Origin of the sequence: Cardiobacterium valvarum (assembly GCF_900460955.1) — a bacterium.
Classification (GTDB): Bacteria; Pseudomonadota; Gammaproteobacteria; order Cardiobacteriales; family Cardiobacteriaceae; genus Cardiobacterium; species Cardiobacterium valvarum.
Map to the genome: position 1 here is coordinate 331,021 of NZ_UFUW01000001.1, position 19,809 is coordinate 350,829.

Here is a 19,809-nt window from a genome sequence, read left to right on the forward strand (position 1 = left end):
ATACGGGCTTCATCAAACGGCACAAAAAAACCGGATGCTGGGCATCCGGTTAAAAGGCGATCGCGTTTTTTATTCTATTGGCGCGTACCGCCGAAGGCGGTGTTCAGCCCGCTATCGTTAGAGAAGGACACTTGCCCGGCGGTTTCCTGGGCATTCGCGCCGTAGAGTGCGCCTTCGTAGCGGCCGCTGTTGTTACCGATGACACTGGCATGGCCGGCGTATTCGGCGCCGCGCAGGGTGCCTTCATGCAGGGTGATGTCGCGGCGGGCGCCGGGGATTTTGATTTCGCCGTTTACGGTACGTTTGCCGAAATCTACTTCTAGCTGGCTGTAGCCGTTGTCGAGTTCTTGCTTTTTGATGGTGTCCCAGCGCACGGCTTTGCCGACGTAGGTGGCGCGGCCGCTTTGCGGGACATTCACAGTCTTGTCGCCACGGTAGCGTAGTTCTTTGGTTTTGCCGTCGTTGTGTTCCCACAGACCGTAGAAGGAGGCGAACTGGTTGTAACCGTACAACTTGCCGTTTGGTGTGGCGATGGTGATCGGTTTGTTGCCGCCCTGGGTGTAGCGGGACAGGTTGATGTTGGCGTCATCCGGGGTGATGGTAGTGTCGGCGCCATCTCTGCCACCGCAGGCGGCGAGGAGGATGGCAACGCTGCTGGCAATCAGGATGTTCTTCATGGCTGGTTTCCTCTTGCTGTGTTGGAAAGGTTTGCCGTGTAGGCGGGTGCATTATGGCGCGCTTTATGGGTAATGGGTGTGTGGGTTTGGTCATTTTGTAGTCAGGTTGCAACAAGATTGGCGTGGCTGTGGCTGAGGTACAACGGTTCATACCCTTTCCCTTCGTACACGACAAAAATTAGTCTCTCAACAAAACCGCATATACCAATGTTTCGTCAAGCGGCATGTTTGCTGGGCTTTGTCACTTCGCGGATTTTCTTAACCCTCTCCTCAAACCCCTCTGCCGGGACCCATAAAAATCGTGCGGTGATTTTTATGGTTCCCCGGTCAGGTGTGCCAACACTCTCAGGTTATTTTCCGGGATGGGTATCAGCCCAGCGGCACGGTTTCGATGTCGCCGAGGCTGCGCCCAAGGAAACGCTCACCGATGCTGTTGAAGCGTAGCGGGATGTCGCTGACGCAATAACGGTAGCGGGTGGGCTGGCCGTCGTCGTGACGCAGCAGGTCGGCAGCGGCGAGCGCTTGCGCGGTGCTTGCGGCGGTGGTCGCGGCGGAATCAACCAGGGTAAGGTGCGGCGCTTCGCTGCGCAGTAGCGGTTTGAGCAGCGGGTAGTGGGTGCAGCCGAGGACGAGGGTGTCGGCGTCGTCGGCGAGGATGGGTTTCAGGTATTCGCGCACGGTGAGGCGGGTAACATCGTGATCAAGCCAGCCTTCTTCCACGAGCGGCACGAGCAGCGGGCAGGCTTGCGATTGCACGCGCGCGGCGGGGTTTTGTGCATGGATGGCGCGGGCGTAGGCGTTACTGTTGACGGTGGTGTTGGTGGCAATCACAGCGATGTGGCTGTTTTGGCTGGTGGCAAGCGCTGCTTTGGCACCGGCGGCGATAACGTCGATGACGGGCATTCCGCCCGCCTGAGCGCGGATGGACTCGCCCGCGACGGCGGCGATGGTGTTGCAGGCAATCACCAGCGCCTTGACGCGCTGTGCGAGGAGAAAAGAGACAATTTGCGCGCTGTAGTTTTCGATGGTCGCGCGCGATTTGACGCCGTAGGGGACGCGGGCGGTGTCGCCGTAGTAGATGAGATGTTCGAGCGGCAGGCGTTCCATCAGGGCGCGGACGACGGTGAGACCGCCGACGCCGCTGTCGAAGACGCCAATGGGTAGGTTGCGGGAATCGTTCATGACAAGAAAAGACCGAAAGAGGCGAGCAGTGGCGGGATGGCCTGAATGCAGGCGGCGCGGCGTTTATCCGGGGCAGTGCAGGACAAATACGCCTCGGCGGCCGGCATCGTGGCGAGCGGGGTCGCCATGATGCTAAGGGCCAGCACGGGTGACACTCCCGCACAAGACAACACGATGCCGCCGCTCACACCGATGGCCTGCATCAAATTATAAATAGCGAGGTTGCGGAAGGGCACGCGCAAGGTCGGTAGCTCAGTAGGCGACACGCCAAACGTACGGCAGAAACGGGCGCTGCCATAGGCGGGGTATTCGAGATAGAAAATGTAGTAGTGGATAGCGGCGGCAAGCGCAGCGCAGATCAGGGAAATGCTGTGCATGGTGTCGGGGTCAGGTAAGGCTTTCTCTCAGGGTTTCCAGGTGGAGCGGCAGGCGCTGGGCGGCGAAATAGGCGAGGTAATCGGTGCGACTGCGGAAGTGGCTGTCTTTCTGTGCGAGGTAGTGGCGGATGTCCGCTGCCATGTCGCGGTCGGCACGGCGAGGCGGTCGCTTCTTCGCCAGATGGTGCAGGGTGTCCGTCGCGTCAAAGCCGAAGGTGATTTCGGCGTCCAGACTGTAATAGGTATCCGAACCGCCGCTGTGACGCGCCGTCCACAGCAGCGGGATGTCGCGGCTGTGCAGGTGGCGATAAAGGAGATAGGTGAGGACAGCCACGGCGTCGCGGATGTCCCAGCTGAGGCCGAGTGTGTAACTGCGCTGTGTCTCGCGCAGCAGTTGGCGCAGCAGTGGGCGGTCGGCAGCGGTGTTGTCGGTGGCGAGGGCGAGGATGAGCAGGGTGCGGCGGCGGTAGTTGCGGTCGCGGCAAAAGGAGGGGCGCAGGCGGAAGAGCGCCGGCAAGCGGCGTTGGCGCCGGTGATGGCGAACGCGCATGAAGGCGGCCACTTGTTGCGCTTCGCGCGATGGTGGTAATTGCAGGAAAGGGGTCATGGTTTATCCGGTGCTTTCTGGGCGATAACCATCGCGGCAAAGAGCAGGGCGCAACCGGTCAGCATCAGCGGGGTCACGGTTTCATTCAGCCACAGCCAGCCGGCGAGCAGGGCGAAGACGCTTTCCAGCGAAAGGATGATGGCGGCGGGGGTGGCGGCGACACTGCGCTGCCCCCAGGCTTGCAGGAAAAAGGCGAGGCCGGAGGAGACAACGCCCGCATAGAAGATGTCCCAGCGGCTGTAATAGAGCCGGGCGGGATCAAGCAGGGCGGGGATGCCGTCGCTCGTGATGGCGATGGGCAGGGCGATCAGGGTGGCGACGAACATTTGCATGGTGGTCAGCGCCAGGGCATCGCTGCGGCGCACGGCGATGCCGGTATAGATGACGTACAGCGCCCAGATGCAGGCGCAGGCCAGGGTAACGCTGTCGCCGATATTCCAGCTGAGTGCCTTGTCGTCACTTTGAATGCCGGCGAGACAGCAGATGCCGGCAAAGACGAGGATGATGGCGGTTAGCAGGGATTTGTGCAGACGTTCCCCTGTGACGAGGCCGAGCAAAGGCACGAGGACGACATAGAGGCTGGTGATGAAACCAGCTTTGCCGGCGGTGGTGTGGGCGAGGCCCCATTGCTGGCTATACATGCCGAGGTACAGCAGGATGCCGCAGACGATACCGTCGCGTGCCCAGTGGCCCCAGGCGGGCTGGCGGCGCAGGGCGAAGAAGAAGGCAAGGAAGGCGGTGGAGACGGGCAGACGCCAGGCGGTGAAAAGCGTGGCGGAGACGACGGCAGCGCTGTGACGCTGGAAGATGAAGGTGCTGCCGAAAAGGGCGGCGGTGACGAGCAGGGCGAAGTGGCCACGATGGAAAGAGAGACGGTTCATACGGGACGGGGTTGTTCAAAAACATATTGCAGGCCTTTCAGCCCGGGATAAGTGCGGCCGCTGTCGTGGAAACCGCAGCGCAGATATAGGCGCTGCGCGGCGACATTGGCATGGTGGACACCGAGGACGATGCGGCGGATAGTCGGAATGCGGCGGTTGATATATGCCCACAGCAGGGGCGGGGCGAGCGCCGCAGCGGCGATGCCTTGCCCCTGCCATGCAGGATGAATGGACATCGAGCGCAGCAACAGGGCATGCGGGTCGCTGCTGTAATCCGCCTTGTCCGCACCGGTATCGAGAATGAAAAAGCCGACCGGGACGGCGTTGGCGAGAATACTGACGGGGTATTGTCCGCTGCGAAAGCTGCCAGCGGCGAACCATTCCTGCGGCGCACGGGTGTAGTCGCCCTGCGCCGGCGGCAGGCGGTAGGCGAGGGCGGCATGGTGTGTGGCGGTGCAGGGGGTGAGGGTGATGCGGGACATATAGCAGCCGTGCAGAGATTTCGCGGGCATTGTATAGCTTCCCCGTGCGTTAAGCGGCACAGGATGGCGCTGCCCCGCTTACAATGGTCGACGGACATATTTTCGGGAGAGGAGTAGCAATGGGCAGCACAGCGTGGGGCGGGCAGGGTGGTCGTCCGTCGGCGGGCATCATTGCCGGGCAACACGCCGCGATCGCCCCGCTGGATGCGACGCTGCTGGCCGTCGCAGGCGGCATCCTGCTCGCCTGGCGGTTACCCTTGCCGCTGTGGAGCCTGCCCTGCGCCCTGGTGTTGCTGGCCCACCGCCTGACCCGATACCCCGCCATCGCCTTACTTGCCGCCCTATGGACACTGTCGCCGTGGCAATTCACGGCGCCGCTGCCGGCGGCGGTGGATTGCCGCGCCACCTTTTATATCGCCGACTTCCCGACGCGCGGTTATCCGGTCGGCAGCCGTTTCGTGCTGGTAACGCGGCAAACGGGCGATTGCCCGCTCAAGCCCGGCGACCGCCTGAGCGGAGCCGATTTCTCCCGCCGCCCCTACCGTCTCGGCGAAGTGCTGCACGCGCAAGTGCGCCTGAAACCCGGCGACGGTAGCCGGGTTGCGCAACAGGCGCGGCTGCGCGGGCGGGCGACAGTGCGCGCGGTCGTGTCGCTGAACGAAAGCGCACCGTGGACCGTGCGGCAGCGCGCCGCCCTGGCTTCCCGTATCGACGCCGTCTTCCCCGCCGCGCAGCACGCGTGGCTACGCGCCCTCATCATCGGCGACCGCAGCGGGCTGGATGCCGAAGTACAAAACCGCCTGCGCCGCAGCGGCACCTCGCACCTCATCGCCATCTCCGGCCTGCATCTGGCGCTCATCGCCGGGCTCATCTACCTCCTCCTGCGCCACCTGACCGCTGCCCTGCCGCCACGCGGGCGGGGCGGGGTGCAGCCGCACACCATCGCCCTGCACGGCACCCTGCTCTGCGCCCTCGCCTACGCCCTCCTGACCGGGGCGGCGGCGCCGGTACTGCGCGCCTGGCTGATGCTTGCCGTGCTGACCCTGTGCTGGCACTGGCCGGGGCTGGGCGGCGGACGACAGGCACTCAAACTCGCCGCACTCGCCATCCTGCTCGCGAACCCGTGGCAACTTGGTGCGGCAGGTGCGTGGCTGTCGTTCGCAGCGGTCGCGGTCATCCTTTACAGCGCACCACTATGGCGGCAACTGCGCCCACTGTGGCAGTGGCTGGTGTTGCAGACGCTGATCACGCTGGCATTGCTACCGATCGGCTGGGCGCTGTTCGGCGGCATCAGCCTCGTGTCGCTCGCGGCCAATCTGGTACTGATCCCGTGGCTGGCGCCGGTGCTGGCGGCTTCCCTGCTGGCGCTCATCTGCCCGCCGCTCGCCCCGGCAGCGTCGTGGCTGCTGGATACCTTCCTGCATGCGCTGGCAGGCTTTGCCGCACCTGACTGGGCGTACTGGCAACCCGCCTTCCAGCCGGGTACCACTGCCGCCTTATGCGCGACGGCGGTCGTCCTCTGCGCACTTGCCCGCCTGCACGGGCGCGAATTCCCGCTGCAAACGGAGACAGTCGCCTCACCGTGGCCGCAGCGGCTACTGACCCTGCCGCTTGCCTGGGCGGCACTCGCCCTCGGCATCAGCCTCGCCGCCGTCTTCTTGCCGCCGCCCGATTACCGCGCACCGAACAGCAGCGCCGTGCATTACCACGGCGGCAAAACCCTGGTGGTGAACGCGGGACTGCGCCACCGCAACCTGGGTCGTGACGACGCCGCACGCTACCTGCTGCCGGAACTGCGACGACACGCACGCCGCCCCGATGCCATCGTTCTCACCGGCAAAGGCCTGCGCCAGACCTCAGCACTGATTACCCTGCTTACTGCCTACCCGCAGACGCCGGTGTACAGCACCCTGCCGCTGCCCAACCTGCCCTTTGCCGTCACCTATTGCCCGGCGGACAACGCAGCGGGGCTGGTGTTCACCAAGACCGCGACGGGCTGCACCGCCCGCTTCGGCCAAGTGCTTCTGCCCTGAAACGGCTTCCCGTCAAGCGGGATATAGTTAAATAGCAGAAGAACAGAAAAATCATGACCTATCCAGCCCGTATCCGTAAAAAAATCCTTGCAGAACTCGAAGATAGCACCTATCGCGAAGTGGCAGCCGGACACCGCATCAGCCCCAACACCCTTGCTACCCGGAAGAAACAGCCACAACCCAAAGGCAGCCGCCGTTCTACGCCCCGCCTTCTCACAGAAGAAGTCATCCGGCAAGACGTGACCGGGCACCCTGATGACTATCAATGGGAAAGGGCTGCACGTCTGGGCTGCTCGCAAAACGGCATCTGCAAGGCGCTCAAACGCTATCGCTTCACCGTTAAAAAAAAGACTTCCGCCACCGCAAGGCAGACAAAGAAAAACGCCGTGAATTCCTCGAAGTAAAATGCGCAGGCGTATCCGGATGGGGCAAGGCACAGACCAACCAAGGCACAGACCAACGTTATCGGTGCCCTGTGTGGCACCGTGCCATTTGCTTTCACTGCCTTCGATTGCAGCATGGACAGCGATGTTTTTCACACATGGGCGACAGATGCTGGAGCTGCCCGCCTGCAGCGTGATCGTGATGGACAACACGCCTCCTTCCACAAACGGCAGGACATGCTGGATGCGTTACAGGCTGAGGGACATACGGTGCTGTGGCTTCCGCCCTATAGCCCGGATTTCAACCCGATAGAGAAGACATGGGCATGGATCAAACGGTTGAGGAAACAATGGCGGTTGGTTGATGTGAATACCCTGCTGTTTTGGTTCCTGACGTTTGTGACTCTTTTTTAGCTATTTTACTATAGGACGGATACGGTGTTGGCTCGCCTAGCCGCCGTATGAAAACATACAGTCTTCGGCTCGCCGCCTTGTCTCAGTCCTATTTGAAACGACTATGTCTTGCCGCTTGCGCTCAGCTGCGTGTCGGTGGCAGCGACCACAGTTTTTCCAGCGCATAGAGTTCGCGCGTCTCCGGGCGCATGAGGTGAACGATGATGTCGCCGAGGTCAACCAGCACCCAGTCGCGGCTGTCTTCGCCTTCCATACCGAGCGGCGGATGGCCGGCGGCTTTGCTGTCGTCGTGGACTTTGTCGGCGAGTGCGTGCAGGTGGCGGTCAGAGGTGCCGCTGGCCACGATCATGTAGTCGGCGATGTCGGTTTTGCCGGCGAGATCAATGGTTTCGACATCCACGGCTTTGAGTTCGGCGAGGCTGTGCTCGACCAGGGTTTTGAGTTCGTTGGCATTCATGGGGTTCCTTGTTCAGAAGTTGGTCAGCGGGTTGTAGGGCGGCAGGTAGGCGATGAGCAGGTAAAGGATGCCGAAGTTGGCAACGATGCTCGCCCAGAAGAAGCCGCGAAAGCGTTTTTGGTTGAGTTTGTGCCGCAAGAGCGGGCGGGCGATGAGCGCTCCCGGCCAGCCACCGAGGAGGCTGGCAAGATGCAGGGTGGTGTTGGGGATACGCTGCCCGCCCTGTTCGGCGGCGCGTTTGTCGTAACGGTAGAGGACGACAGTCAGCACGCTCATGATGGCGCTAGTGATGCCGAGCGGCAGCGAGATGAGGGTTAGGCCGAGGAAGTAGAGGACATCCAGCACGGCATAGACATAGCCTTCGACGCGCTTGGGCTGGTTTTTGTCGGCGATGTCGTAGGGGTTGCTTTCCATGATGGCATGCTCGTGCTCGCGCAGGAGGACGCGGTTTGCCTGCCAGCCGCCTTTTGGGGCCGGAGTGGCGAGGAAGGTAACGGCGATGTCTGCCGACGGACGACGGTGGTGGTAGGCGAAGTTGCTGATGTGGAAGAAGAGATTTTCGTAGCCAGGCTGGATCTGGATGAAGCCGTAGCCTTTTTCGTCGTTCCAGTTGATGACGCGGCCTTGGTAGGCGCGGCCTTCTTCAAGTTTCAGCGGGAGGCGGCGGTTTCTGCGGGGTGGTGCGTAAGTCATATGGGGAGCTGTCGTTGTTGTTGGGCGCGGAGGAGCAGGTGCTGCTTCAGGGTGTGCCAGTAGTCGCCGTGTTCCGCGCCCTTGGTGATGCGGTCGAGTCTGGCTGCGAGTTTGAGCAGGGTGCGCTGGGCGGCACGGCTGTGTTTGCCGAGTGCTGCCTGATAGCGGCGCTGCTGACCGGCAAAGATGTTGTATTGCTGGTAGTGGGCGGAGTGTTCGCCCGGGTTCAGGTTGGCAAGGCCAATGAGAACGCTCATGTCGCGCTGGATGAGCCAGGTGACGAGGGTGGTGTCGCGCGGGTTTTCCGCTTCGAGGCGGGCGGCGATGCGCCAGGCGTTCAGCCAGTCGGCGCCGAGGATGGCGTCGCTGAGGGCAAAGGTGTTGAATTGCGAGAAGTCGTCCAGCAGTTCGGTGAGCAGGGTTTCGTCAATGATGTTGTGCGCCTGCGGGTGAATGGTGAGACGTTCGATGGCTTGTTTGGCGGCAAAGAGGTTGCCTTGACAGTTAGCCAGCAGCAGTTCGTAAGCGGCTTCGGTGAGGCGCAGTTTGGCGGCATTCAGGCGGGCGCGGATTTGTTTGGCGAATTGTTCGGGGTAGAGCGCCTGGCTGGCGATGGCGAGATTGCCTTTGCTGAACAGCGCTTTGTACCACGCGGTGGTATGCGGTTTTTCCAGGTTCGGCGCGTAGATGATGAGGCGGGTATTATCGAGCGGCAGCTCGGCGAGGCGGGTGAGGGTGTCAGCGGTCACCTTGTCCGCTTTCTTATGGTCGAGATAGAGTTCGAGCAGGCGGCGCGGTGCGAAGAGCGAGGGGGTTTCGAGTTCGGCGATAAGGGTGTCGATGCGGGTGTCGCCGTAGAGGCGCTGGCGTTCGCTGAAACCGTCGGCGGTGGCACGCGCGCGCAGGGCGTCCAGCGCTTCGGCGTTCAACAGCACTTCGCTACCGTAGATGAGGCTGATGGCCGGCAGCGGGTGCGCTTTCAGGTGGTGGGCGGTGTCTTGCGCGGCGAGGTTCATCGGATAGTGGCGTTGAGATAGCGGATGAGTTTGCCGGCGTTGTCGCGCGCGAGTTGCTGGTGCGCTTCGGCTTCTTCAGCACGGCTGCCGAGGTAGGCGTTGCTGCGGTAGAGGACGTTGCTGCGTGCGGTGAAGGTCTGGCTGCCGCGCGTCTCGCCGTTTTCGCTGATGGTGGCGCGGAAGCTGTCGAAGAGTTCGATTTCCTGGGTGTCGCCGGTGCTGCCGGTCGTGGTGCGCACGCGCTGGTGGTCGATGTCGCTGATGGTGACGCGCACGGCAGCTTCCGCGCTTTCGGCGATGTCTTGCTGGCGCAGGGTGGCACGGATGGCATCGGCCAGTTCGTCGTTGCCACCGGGCAGTTCGAGGTGAATGCTGTGCACGTGGTTCGCCTGCTGCGCGCCTTTGAGGTGGAAACTGCAGGCGGCAAGGGCAAAGGGGAGGGTGGCGAGGAGGAGGCGTCTTTTCATACGGGGGATGGGCGTTAGGTGTGTGGATTGTAACAGTTTTCCGGGGCGGTGGCGGGTGGCGCGCGGGGGCTGGTTGCATGAAAAATCCCGCCGGAGCGGGATTTTGCTTGGGAGCGTGGCATGTCTCAAGCCATGAAACGCCCGATGACTTGTCCGCCGACCATCATCCACGCCATCAGGAGCGAGGTGAGGGTGACGCCGAGCCAGATGTAGCCGGTTTTCAGGTAGCACCAGTGGTTGATGATGAGCATCGCACTGTATTGCGCCATGATGACCGGCAGCATCATCATCCAGCGTCCGCCGTATTGCGGCAGGCCGATGACGTCGAATCCCGGGCCGATTTGCAGGTAGGCGGGGATAAAGTGCAGGCACCACAGCAGGAACAGGCCGCCGACGGCAGCGAGGATGCTGCCCACGCTCCAGCGCAGCAGGTTGCCGGTGAAGCTGTAGCCGATGGGCTGTTTGAGCTGGATGGTAAGGATGAGGCCGTTCACGGCGGTGAAGGCGATGAGGATGAGCAGCCAGTAGAGCGGGTAGAGCTGCCAGCGTTCGGCAGTCATCGGTTTCAGGAGTGGCCAGAGGAAGCGCAGTTCTTGGGCGAAGAGGTTGTGGATGAGCAGGGTGAGTGCGTAGAGGTAGCCCATCAGCAGCAGGGCCAGGAGCAGGCTGCGACGGATGACGATTGCGCTGTCGCGGGTCGGCGGAGCGAATACGCCCAGGTATTGCAGCGGCACGCCCTGACGGCGGTACCACAGGCTGAACAGCGCGATGCTCACGGCGGCGCTGACGAGGAGCCAGGTGATGATGCCGTTACCCATTTCCAGCGGCATCGCGGGCAGGAGGGCGGCGATAGGTTCGTTGGCGCCGCCCCAACGGGTGAAGAGCGGGTAGAGCAACAGAGTGAGCAGGACGTTGATGAGGGCGAATAGCCGCCATTGGCCGCGTTCCAGACGGTTGTCGTTATTGAGCGGCTGGCGGGCGGCAGCGAAGTACGGGGTATCCAGCAGCAACGCAGCCAGGCAGAGGGTAGAGAGCACGGCGGCGATGAGGGCGACGAGGCCGCTGCTTTCTTTGTACCAGTAGGTGAAGCCCTGTGCTTCCTGCGGCTGGCCGAGGGTTTGCGCGAACCAGTCGATGGCGCTTTGGTTGGTCGCGGTGGCAATCATCACGCCGAGGTGGCTGCCGTGTACCAAGTCAGCACGGCGGGCGCTGCCGTCGGCGATATTGCCGTAGGTGTGGTTCCATTCGAGGGTGCTGTCGGCGGGCAGGCCGAAGGCTTGCAGGCGCGCGGCGTTGTGGACGAGGTTTTTGACGGGGTAGGTTTTTTCTCGGTAGCCGCCGATTTCTTCGTAGAGACCCTGGGTGAGCAGGTAGTTGTGCAGTCCGTCCATTTCGCCGCCGTTGCTGCTTTGTCCGTTCACCGCGCGGTGATCGGGGTTGGCTTTGGCGACGCGGATGGCGTTCAAGGCGCCGGTGGAGTGGCCGAAGATACCGAGGCGGGTGTTATCCACAAACGGCAGGGTTTTCAGGTACTGGTAGCCGTTGTTGGCGCCGCTCATGTTTTTGTTGGCGGCTGGGGCTTTGGTCGAGTAGCCGTGCCCGAAGTGGTCGATGGCGAGGACGACGTAGCCGCGCCGCGCCAGTTCAAGGGCGCCAAAGGTGTTGGTGGCTTCTTTGTCGCTTTGGTAACCGTGCAGGGCCAGCAATCCCGGCGCGGGATGTGCGGCAGTCGCGGTTTTCGGGCGATAGAGTTTGGCCACCATCGGCTGCATTTCTTCGGTCATGAAGGTGATGGTGTTGACGTCGATGCGGCCAAAGTCGCGTTCGATGCGGTTGCCTGTCCAGGCGGCAATCAGGGCGATGAGGGCAAAGATAGCTGCCCACAGGGCATAGCAGCGGCAGGTTTTCATGATCGTTCTCCTGTCGGTTCGCCGACTTCGGCAAGGATGCTCACTTGTGCGCTATCTACGCCCTGCACGCGCAGCGGCATGGCGATGACGCGTTGCAGGCGGTAGGCGTCAATATGGGCGAGCGCCATGTCCTCGATGATGCAGATGTAGTGTTTGCTGTACATGCCGAGCAGGATTTGGTGCGCTTTGACGCCGTGGTCGGGATGCGACGGCGAGGCCAGCGAGATAAAGTCGAAGCCGACGGCTTTGAGGTGCGGGGCGTGATCCAGCAGGTACTGGGCGGCGTTGATGCTGAAGGCGCAGCCGCGTGCGGCGTAGGTTTGCGGGTCGCGTTTGCGCACGGCTTCGAGTCCGGTGCGCAGGATGAGGCAGTCGGCTTTGGCGGCACGCGCCATGTAGGGCACGAGGTCGGCGGGCTCAATTAGCGAGGCTTCACCTTTGGGCAGGTCGATGAGGAGCGGGTGTTCGTAGATGAAGCGCTCGATCGGCAGTTCGCTGATGGTTGGGCCGTTCGGGTTGAAGTGGGCCGGGGCGTCGTAGTGGGTGCCGAAATGGTTGAAGAGGTGCAGGATGGAGCTGTTGTAGGCGTCGCCGTCGGCGATGCGTGTGCTTTTTTCGATGCGCAGCGTCGGTTCGCCGGGGAATCCGGGATCGGCGATGTTCAGCGGGTGGGAAAGAAAGTGATATTGCATGGTCGTGCCTCAGAGTTGTTGTTTCGGGGCGGTTTGCAGGAGTTGTTGCAGTTCGGCTTTCCAGTGTTTGGCCTGCATCACGGTGCCGTGGCCACGGGTGTTTTCACTGGCGGGGATGAGGTATTCGCGCCCGTGCGGGATGCGCGGGATTTCCCGTTCCATGATGCCGAGGACGCGCGGGTTGCGTTCGTCGTCGGCGGAGTTGATGGCGAGCAGGTGGGCGCGGATGTTTTCGAGATGAGCCGAGGCGTTGTAGTCGTGTGAGGATTCCCACTGGTAGATGAAGTCGTTGGCATCGCCGTTGAAGGGGGCGGCGAGGCGTTCTTGCAGCCAGGCGTCGCCTGCCGCGCTGCTGCCCGCTTTGTACAGCGCTTGTTCACCGCCGTTGGTGGCGGTGGTGAAGAAGAGGTAGGTGCGGCGGAAATTCTGCGGCTGTTCGCGGTAGTCGCCATTCTGCCAACTGGGGTCGCTTTTGATGGTATCGACCAGTAGGCGGCGCATCATCCAGTTGCGCCCTGCCATTTGGGTCGGGTAGGACGCCATTGGCACAGCAATATCCATCATGTCCGGGTAGCGGGTCGCCCACAGCCAGGTGTGCATGCCGCCCATGGAGTTGCCTAGGACGAGGCGCAAATGCTTGATGCCCAGGTGCTCGGTGATGAGGCGGTATTGGGCATCGACCATGTCGTCGTAGGTGTAGCGCGGGAATTTCATGCGCAGTCCGTCTGAGGGTTTGCTGCTTTTGCCGGTACCGATGGCGTCCGGCAGGATGATGCGGTATTTGGCGGCATCCAACGGTGCGCCGGCGCTGAAGAGTTCGTCGGCAAAGCCCTTTTTGAGCATGCTGCGTGCGGAGCCGGTGGTGCCGTGCAGGATGAGGACGGGTTCGCCGTCGGGGTTGCCGAGGGTGGTGTAGTGCAGGCGCAGTTCGGGCAGGGTCTCACCGCTTGTGAAGCGGTAGTTCGGGATGACCCATTCGTGTTCTTCCTGGTTCGGGTAGGTGGTTTCTGCCTGGGCAAAGGTGGCGAGGCCGAGTACGCAGAAGGCGGTTTGGAGGAGGCGGCGTAGTGTCAAGTGCATGGTGTTCCCCTGTTTTAAAAGCAAAAGGGCCCGCTGTATGGCGGGCCTTGTGTCGTTTAGGCGGTAATTTTCCGGTTCATATGCATGACGTAGGTCATTACCAAGCCGAGGACGATGAGCGGCAGGATGGGGTCGAGGATGGAGCCGCCGTGGCCGAAGATGAGGTTGGCAACGGCGACCAGTGCGCCGCCGATACCCCAGGCGATGGTGGTCGGGATAGACCAGACGATCATCTGGGTCTTCACATCGGCGATACCCATCATGCGGTTGACCACCCAGTAGAAGCTGTCGTTGAAGTAGCCGAAGAAAAGCGAGCCCATGGTGGCGGCGTTGGCAGCGAGGAGCATGTTGATGCCGTTAATTTCGCCCAGTATTGGCGCGGAGATAGAGGCGCCGGTGACCATAGCGACGGTGCCCGAACCCTGGATGAAGCGCATCAGGGTGGCGATGATGAAGGGAATCATGATCGGCGAGAAGGGCAGGTGCTGGGCGATATGCTGGGCCATTTCTTTGCCCGCGCCGCTGTCGCGCAGGATGGCGCCGAGTGCGCCGCCGGCACCGGTCACGAGCAGGATGATGCCTGCACTGGTCACGCCTTCTTCGAGGTATTTGGCGGTGTCTTGCACGCTTGTCCGCGGCAGCAGGGTATAGACGGCGACCAGCACGCTGATGGCGAGCGCGATGATGGGGTTACCGACAAAGGCGATGGTTTGGTAGAAGGCGCCGGCCTGGAAGGCTTTCAGGGCTTCTTCGGTCGGGAAGCTGTATTTGCCGACGAGATCAACGATGGCTTTGGCGAAGATGAGGACGATCGGCAGGACGATGGGCAGCATGGAAAGGAACAGGCTGGGCAGGGATTTGGCCTGTTGTTTTTCGATGTAGCCGTCGAGTTTGTCGCGCAGTTCGTCTTCGCTGAAGGCTTGCTGGTTGAACTCGGGGAAGCGTTTGTCCAGCCATTTGGCGTAGTACACCATGCCGATGACGCAAGGCACGGCGAAGCACATGCCGGAGAGCAGCATGGCGCCTAAATCCACGCCGAAGATGCCGGCGACGCCGAGCGGGCCGGGGGTCGGTGGCACGGTGTGGTGGGTGACGACCAGGCCGCCGGCGAGGGCGACGCCGAGGGTGAGCAACGAGCGTTTGCTGTTTTTGGCGAGTGCTTTAGCGACGGGGTAGAGGACGACAAAGGCGGAATCGACGAAGATCGGGATGCTGACGATGTAGCCGGTGATCGCCAGCGCCCATTCTTCTTTTTTCTCACCGAGGAACTTGATGAAGCTGAACGCCATTTTTTCGGCAGCGCCAGAGACTTCCAAGATGCGACCCATCATCACGCCGAGGCCGATGACGATACCGATGCTGCCGAGGGTGCTGCCGAAGCCTTTGCTGATGGCGCTGATGGTTTCAGTCGCACTCAGGCCGCCGCAGATGCCGGCGATGGACGCGGCGATAAGCATGGCGATGAAGGCGTGCACGCGGGTGCGCAGCACGAGGTAGATCAGGACGAAGATGGCAATCAGGAGGCCGATGATGGGCAGAGGCATGCCGAGAATGGTGGTCACGGCTTTTTCAGTGGTTTCCATGATTTATCCCCCTTGCAGGTCTTTGTCGATGAATTGGCGGATGACGCTCTGGAAGTCGCTGTCGCAGATGAAACCGCGCGCGAGGGCACTGGTGTTGTCGATCGCGGCCGGCCAGCTGGCGACGATGGCGTTGATGCCTTCATCGAGTTGCGGCTTGATGTGTTGCAGGATGTCTTTACCCTTGATGGCGGCGAGATCGTCGAGCATTTGCTGTACGCTGATGGTGAAGCCGGGCAGGTTGATGACGTGCCAGTCGCGCGGCGGCAGGGAAGGCATATCAAGCGCGTGGATGAAGTTGGCAACGACGGTATCGGGGCTGGACAGCCACAGGCGCAGCGCGGGGCTGACCGGCAGCACGGCGTCTTCGCCTTGCAGCGGTTCGCGCATGATGCCGCTCACGAAAGACGAGGCAGCCTTGTTCGGTTTGCCGGGGCGGATGCAGACGGTAGGCAGGCGCAGGGCGAGGCCGTCGGCGAAGCCTTTGCGGGTGTAGTCGTTAATCAGCAGTTCGCACATGCCTTTTTGTGTGCCGTAAGTGGACTGCGGGGTGACGGCGGTGTCGTCGCGGATGACATCGGGCAGTTTGCCGCCGAAGACGGCGAGCGAGCTGGAAAAGATGATGCGGATGGACGGTTTGGTGTGGCGGATGGCTTCCAGCAGGTTGCGCGTGGCCAGGAAGTTGATTTCGTAGCCGAGGTCGGGTTCGGCTTCGGCATGGCTGCTGACGATGGCGGCGAGGTGGAAGACGGCATCGGTCGCCGGCGTGATGACGCTGCCGAGGTGGGCGGGATCGCGCAGATCCATTTCCACACAGGTTACGCGCGGGTCGTTACCGGGTGCGGTCGGTTTGATGACATCCACCAAGGTGAGGTGGACATCCTGCCGCTTGGCCAGCAGGGTTTTGGCAAGCCGCTGGCCGAGGAAGCCGGCGCCGCCAGTGATGACGATGTTTTTCATGGGTTGCCTCTGTTGTGTGAAGGAAAGTGTGTGCAATGACGGGGAAGGCGGGAAGCCCAGTGTTTATCCCGCTTGGCGGGGTAATCCCCTTCTCTCTCTGGGGGCAGGCCGGGATGGGGGTTGGGCAAATTGCGTTAGCAACAAACCTTGTCCCGCAAGGTTAGGTTTTATCCCGCTTGGCGGTTTGTTTCCCCCCTTCCGTCGCTTTGCGACACCTTCCCCCGCAAGCGAGGGAAGGGATTTGGGGTTCCGCTTGGCGGCCTGTTTAACGGTAAGCCGCGAACCAGCCCAGCCCGTCTTCGGTTTTGCCGCGCGGGTTGTATTCGCAGCCGATGTAGCCCGCGTAGCCGAGTTCGTCGAGCAGGGCGAAGATGTAGGGGTAGTTCACCTCGCCTTCGTCCGGCTCGTGGCGGTCGGGGACGGAAGCAATCTGGATGTGGCCAATGCGCGCAAACATCGCTTTGGTCATCGCGCTCAACTGTCCGTCCACGTTCTGCGCGTGGTAGTAGTCGAACTGGATCCGCACGTTGTCGCGGTCGATGGCTTCGACGGCGGCGAGTGTGTCGTACTGGCTTTTCAGCAGGTAATTCGGTTTGACCTGCGGGCTGAGGGCTTCCAGCACGATGTGGATGCCGTGCGGGCGGAAGCGTTCACTGGCGTAGCGCACGTTGTCGATGTAGGTGTTGAGATAGGCGTTGCGGTCAGCACCGGCGGGGACGACGCCCGCCATGATATGCACGGTCGGGCATTCCAGAGCGATGGCGTATTCCAGCGCCTGGTCGATGTCGCGTCGCGCCTCGTTTTCGCGCCCCGGCAGGGCAGTCAGCCCCCATTCGCCGTTTTTCGTATCGCCCGCCGCGCTGTTAAAGAGCACCTGCTTTAAGCCGTGCTTGTCCAGCAGCGCTTTCAGCTCGGCGGCGGGATAGTCGTAGGGCCACAGGTATTCGACGTAGCGGAAGCCCGCGTCCGCCGCCGCCTTGAAGCGTTCGAGGAAGGGGCGGTCGGCAAACATCATGGTCAGGTTGGCAGCAAATTTGGGCATGGTTATTTCCCCCGGTTTTTCAGATCGTTAACTTCGTCATCCGTCAGATAGCGGATGTTTTCGCCGCGCAGGATGAAATGCAGTCTGGCGGTTTCTTCCAGTTCTTCGGTGTTATCCACCGCATCGGTGAGGTCGCTGCCCGTGACCACCACGCCGTGATTGGCGAGCAGGAAGGCGCGGCCCGTGAGCGCCCGCGCTTCCAATTCGCGCGCGATGTCGGGGTGGCCGGGGCGGTAATACGGGATGACCGGCAATGCGCCGACGCGCATGACGTAATACGGCGTGAACGCTTTGAGCGCGTTCGCAGGATCCAGCCCTTGCAGACAGGACAGTGCGGTGAGGTAGGTGGAATGCAGGTGGACGATGGCGTTGCAGGCGGGATTCTTGCGGTACAGCGCGAGGTGGAAGACGGATTCTTTGCTCGGTTTGTCGCCGGCGAGCAGCTTGCCGTCGCTATCCAGCACCGACAGCCGTTCCGCCGTCAGCCGCCCCAGCGAGGAACCGGTGGGGGTGACGAGGAAACGCCCGCCGTCCAGGCGGCAGGACAGGTTGCCCGCCCCGCCGACGCTGTAACCCCGGTTAAACAGCGACGACGCCAGCGCCACCATCTGGTTTTTTTGCTCAAGTTCGGTCATGCGAACATCCCCTGCGCGTAGGCGAAGAAATCCTCAGTACCGAAGTTGCCGGATTTCAGCGCGAGATAGACTTCGCCATCAAGCACGCGCAGCCACGGCACGCCGGGGGCAATCTGCTTGCCGATGTGGAAGCCGTCCACGCCGAGACGCTGCACGACGATACTGGACGTTTCCCCGCCCGCGCAGATGAAATTCACCATGCCCTGCGCGCGCAGCTTTTCCGCGACGGCGGCAAACACCTGCTCGATGGCGTGGCTGGATTTCTCCATGCCGAAGCGTTGCTGAATGGCTTTGAGTTCATCCGGCGGCACGGTGGCGTAGAGCAGCGGTGCGTGTTTGTCATCCAAATGGCTGACGACCCAGGCGGCGAGTTCAGCGGCATAGTCCGCGCCCCGCTCGATGCAGGCCTGCGCCTCGACGAAGCGGTGCGGCGCGACGGCCTTATAGGTAGCGACCTGCTTGTTGGTCATCACCGAACACGAGCCGGAAAGCACCACCGTCGCCCCTTTCTTCGGCACAAAGGCGTTATCGCCCTTCTTGCCGCCGGAAAGCAGCGCCGCCAGATACGCGCCCAGCCCCGAACCGCCGGTAACCAGGCGCAAATCGCGGCAGGCCTCGGCCAGCACCGCCAGTTGCGCGTTATCGACACTGTCGGCGACTGCATAGCGGTAGCCGTCTGCGCGCAGATGGGCGAAGCAGTCCCTGACGTGCGCTGCGCCCTGCACCATGTCCGGATAGGCGACCAGCCCCGTCTTGCCGCGCGCCTGCGCGTCCATCAGGCGTGGCAGACTGGCGTCGCGCATCGGCGTAATCGGGTGATTCTGCATCCCCGATTCATTGAGCAGCACCTGGCCGACGAACAGATAACCGTTGAAAATCGTCCGCCCGTTGACCGGCAGCGCGGGGGAAATCACCGTGAAATCCTCGCCTAGCGCATCGAGCAGCGCATCCGTCACCGGGCCGATATTGCCGGCGGCGGTGCTGTCAAACGTCGAACAATACTTGAAGAAAAACTGCTTGCAGCCTGCCGCTTGCAACCACTGCAATGCCGAGAGCGACTGCGCTATCGCCTCTTGCGCGGCAATCGAGCGCGATTTCAGGCTGATCACCACCGCATCGACGCCGTCCGGCAGGGCGCGCGCCGGAATACCGTTCATCTGCACCGTGCGCAGACCATTTTCCGTCAAAAAGCTGGCGATATCGCTTGCACCGGTGAAATCGTCGGCAATCACCCCTAACTGCAACATCTCAGCCCCCTTTTTTCGGCAGTTCGATGCCGCTGAAAATCTTGATTACCGCGCTGTCGTCTTCCTTGCCGTGCCCGGCATTGCTCGCCTCAGTGAACATATTGAACGCCGTAGACGCGAGTGGCAGCGGGAAACGCAGCGCCTTGCCCGTATCCGTCACCAGGCCCAAATCCTTGACGAAAATATCGACCATCGACAGCGGCGTGTAGTCGCCATCAACAACGTGCTTCATGCGGTTCTCGAACATCCACGAATTACCGGCGGCGTGCGTGACCACGTCGTACATCAAATCGAGCGGAATCCCGGCCTTGGCGGCCAGCGCCATCGCCTCCGCTCCGGCGGCAATATGCACCCCGGCCAGCAGCTGGTGAATGATCTTGACCGTCGCGCCCTGACCGATGTCCTTGCCGCAGCGGTACACCTTGCCCGCGACCGCATCCAGCACCGGCTGCAACTTGGCGAACGCAGCGTCATCACCGGCTGCCATCACCGTCATCTCGCCTGCGGCTGCTTTCGCCGCGCCGCCGGAAACCGGCGCATCCAGCATCAGCAGGCCGCGCGCGGCGAGCGCCTCGCCAAAACGGCGGGCATCCTGCGCGGCAATCGTCGAAGAAACCATCACCGCCGTGCCGGGCTTGAGCTTGTCAGCGAGCTTGCTTTCGCCGAAAAGCACAGCGTCCACCTGCGCGGCATTGACCACGAGCAGCAGCACCGCATCGAGCTTGTCGGCAAAACCATCCGCCGATGCCGCAACCGTTTTCGCGCCGGCAGCCTGCAAAACGTCGCGCGCCTGCGCAGACAAATCTACACCATACGTATCAAGACCGGCGCGCACACAGGACTGCGCCGCTCCCATACCCATCGCACCCAAACCGATTACCGCAACTGCATACGACATGATGAACCTCTCGTTATGTGAAAAACGGGTGGATATTAGAGTAGTATTTTGTGCAAATCAATAGATTTATTGTGGAGCTTTGGGAAAAATCGTGAG

General features: G+C 62.1%; 21 protein-coding genes and 1 pseudogene. 3 read left to right on the forward strand and 19 right to left on the reverse strand.

Annotation, left to right across the window (positions count from 1 at the left end):
- Positions 1–74: 74 nt before the first annotated feature.
- The 6 genes from DY250_RS01690 to DY250_RS01715 form a co-directional block, all read right to left on the reverse strand.
- Entirely contained in the window at positions 75–677 is a 603-nt protein-coding gene (locus DY250_RS01690; protein WP_115610638.1) for a Slam-dependent surface lipoprotein, read from the reverse strand.
- Positions 678–1,046: 369 nt separating this feature from the next.
- A complete protein-coding gene (murI, locus tag DY250_RS01695) occupies positions 1,047–1,859 on the reverse strand; it encodes a glutamate racemase (protein WP_115610639.1) in 813 nt (270 codons plus the stop codon).
- On the reverse strand, positions 1,856–2,236 hold the full coding sequence (locus DY250_RS01700; protein ID WP_115610640.1) for a DUF1304 domain-containing protein: 381 nt from the start codon (positions 2,234–2,236) through the stop codon (positions 1,856–1,858). Before DY250_RS01700 ends, murI begins: the two co-directional genes overlap by 4 nt.
- Before the next feature lie 10 nt (positions 2,237–2,246).
- The gene (locus DY250_RS01705) at positions 2,247–2,843 is read right to left on the reverse strand and encodes a hypothetical protein (RefSeq protein ID WP_115610641.1); all 597 of its coding nucleotides are present in this window, start codon (positions 2,841–2,843) and stop codon (positions 2,247–2,249) included.
- Entirely contained in the window at positions 2,840–3,724 is an 885-nt protein-coding gene (locus DY250_RS01710; protein WP_115610642.1) for a DMT family transporter, read from the reverse strand. The genes DY250_RS01705 and DY250_RS01710 overlap by 4 nt, the downstream gene beginning before the upstream one ends.
- Positions 3,721–4,236, reverse strand: a complete 516-nt coding sequence (locus DY250_RS01715; RefSeq protein WP_245950993.1) for a GNAT family N-acetyltransferase — start codon at positions 4,234–4,236, stop codon at positions 3,721–3,723. The genes DY250_RS01710 and DY250_RS01715 overlap by 4 nt, the downstream gene beginning before the upstream one ends.
- Before the next feature lie 89 nt (positions 4,237–4,325).
- On the opposite strand from DY250_RS01715, the gene DY250_RS01720 reads away from it, so the two are divergent.
- From DY250_RS01720 to DY250_RS01730, 3 genes and pseudogenes are all read left to right on the forward strand, one after another.
- Positions 4,326–6,239, forward strand: a complete 1,914-nt coding sequence (locus DY250_RS01720; RefSeq protein WP_245950994.1) for a ComEC/Rec2 family competence protein — start codon at positions 4,326–4,328, stop codon at positions 6,237–6,239.
- Between the two features lie 53 nt (positions 6,240–6,292).
- Positions 6,293–6,643, forward strand: coding sequence for an IS630 transposase-related protein (locus tag DY250_RS01725; RefSeq protein ID WP_115610645.1), 351 nt, complete (start codon positions 6,293–6,295; stop codon positions 6,641–6,643).
- Positions 6,644–6,685: 42 nt separating this feature from the next.
- Positions 6,686–7,036, forward strand: a pseudogene (locus DY250_RS01730) (transposase); the annotation flags it as partial.
- A gap of 121 nt (positions 7,037–7,157) precedes the next feature.
- On the opposite strand, the gene rsfS reads toward DY250_RS01730, so the two are convergent.
- The 13 genes from rsfS to ltnD form a co-directional block, all read right to left on the reverse strand.
- Positions 7,158–7,493 (reverse strand): ribosome silencing factor, encoded by a 336-nt coding sequence (gene rsfS / locus DY250_RS01735; RefSeq protein WP_115610647.1) that lies wholly within the window; start codon positions 7,491–7,493, stop codon positions 7,158–7,160.
- A gap of 12 nt (positions 7,494–7,505) precedes the next feature.
- Positions 7,506–8,186 (reverse strand): cold shock and DUF1294 domain-containing protein, encoded by a 681-nt coding sequence (locus tag DY250_RS01740; RefSeq protein WP_006986244.1) that lies wholly within the window; start codon positions 8,184–8,186, stop codon positions 7,506–7,508.
- Entirely contained in the window at positions 8,183–9,202 is a 1,020-nt protein-coding gene (gene holA, locus DY250_RS01745) for a DNA polymerase III subunit delta (protein WP_115610648.1), read from the reverse strand. Before holA ends, DY250_RS01740 begins: the two co-directional genes overlap by 4 nt.
- Positions 9,199–9,669 carry an LPS-assembly lipoprotein LptE gene (locus DY250_RS01750; RefSeq protein WP_115610649.1) on the reverse strand — a complete coding sequence of 157 codons (471 nt, stop codon included), beginning with the start codon at positions 9,667–9,669 and terminating at the stop codon, positions 9,199–9,201. The genes holA and DY250_RS01750 overlap by 4 nt, the downstream gene beginning before the upstream one ends.
- Before the next feature lie 125 nt (positions 9,670–9,794).
- Positions 9,795–11,579: an alpha/beta hydrolase gene (locus DY250_RS01755; protein ID WP_115610650.1), complete on the reverse strand. Its 1,785-nt coding sequence runs from the start codon at positions 11,577–11,579 to the stop codon at positions 9,795–9,797.
- Positions 11,576–12,271 carry a cyclase family protein gene (locus DY250_RS01760; protein ID WP_006986248.1) on the reverse strand — a complete coding sequence of 232 codons (696 nt, stop codon included), beginning with the start codon at positions 12,269–12,271 and terminating at the stop codon, positions 11,576–11,578. The genes DY250_RS01755 and DY250_RS01760 overlap by 4 nt, the downstream gene beginning before the upstream one ends.
- Positions 12,272–12,280: 9 nt before the next feature.
- Entirely contained in the window at positions 12,281–13,351 is a 1,071-nt protein-coding gene (locus DY250_RS01765) for an alpha/beta fold hydrolase (RefSeq protein WP_115610651.1), read from the reverse strand.
- A 56-nt stretch (positions 13,352–13,407) separates the two neighbouring features.
- On the reverse strand, positions 13,408–14,904 hold the full coding sequence (locus DY250_RS01770) for a GntT/GntP/DsdX family permease (protein WP_115612737.1): 1,497 nt from the start codon (positions 14,902–14,904) through the stop codon (positions 13,408–13,410).
- Positions 14,905–14,937: 33 nt separating this feature from the next.
- Positions 14,938–15,891 (reverse strand): D-erythronate dehydrogenase, encoded by a 954-nt coding sequence (denD, locus tag DY250_RS01775; protein WP_115610652.1) that lies wholly within the window; start codon positions 15,889–15,891, stop codon positions 14,938–14,940.
- Between the two features lie 265 nt (positions 15,892–16,156).
- A complete protein-coding gene (gene otnI / locus DY250_RS01780; RefSeq protein WP_115610653.1) occupies positions 16,157–16,933 on the reverse strand; it encodes a 2-oxo-tetronate isomerase in 777 nt (258 codons plus the stop codon).
- A gap of 2 nt (positions 16,934–16,935) precedes the next feature.
- The gene (gene otnC / locus DY250_RS01785) at positions 16,936–17,568 is read right to left on the reverse strand and encodes a 3-oxo-tetronate 4-phosphate decarboxylase (protein ID WP_115610654.1); all 633 of its coding nucleotides are present in this window, start codon (positions 17,566–17,568) and stop codon (positions 16,936–16,938) included.
- Positions 17,565–18,815: a 3-oxo-tetronate kinase gene (gene otnK, locus DY250_RS01790; RefSeq protein WP_115610655.1), complete on the reverse strand. Its 1,251-nt coding sequence runs from the start codon at positions 18,813–18,815 to the stop codon at positions 17,565–17,567. Before otnK ends, otnC begins: the two co-directional genes overlap by 4 nt.
- 1 nt (position 18,816) lies before the next feature.
- Positions 18,817–19,713, reverse strand: coding sequence for an L-threonate dehydrogenase (gene ltnD, locus DY250_RS01795; protein WP_115610656.1), 897 nt, complete (start codon positions 19,711–19,713; stop codon positions 18,817–18,819).
- Positions 19,714–19,809: the final 96 nt, after the last annotated feature.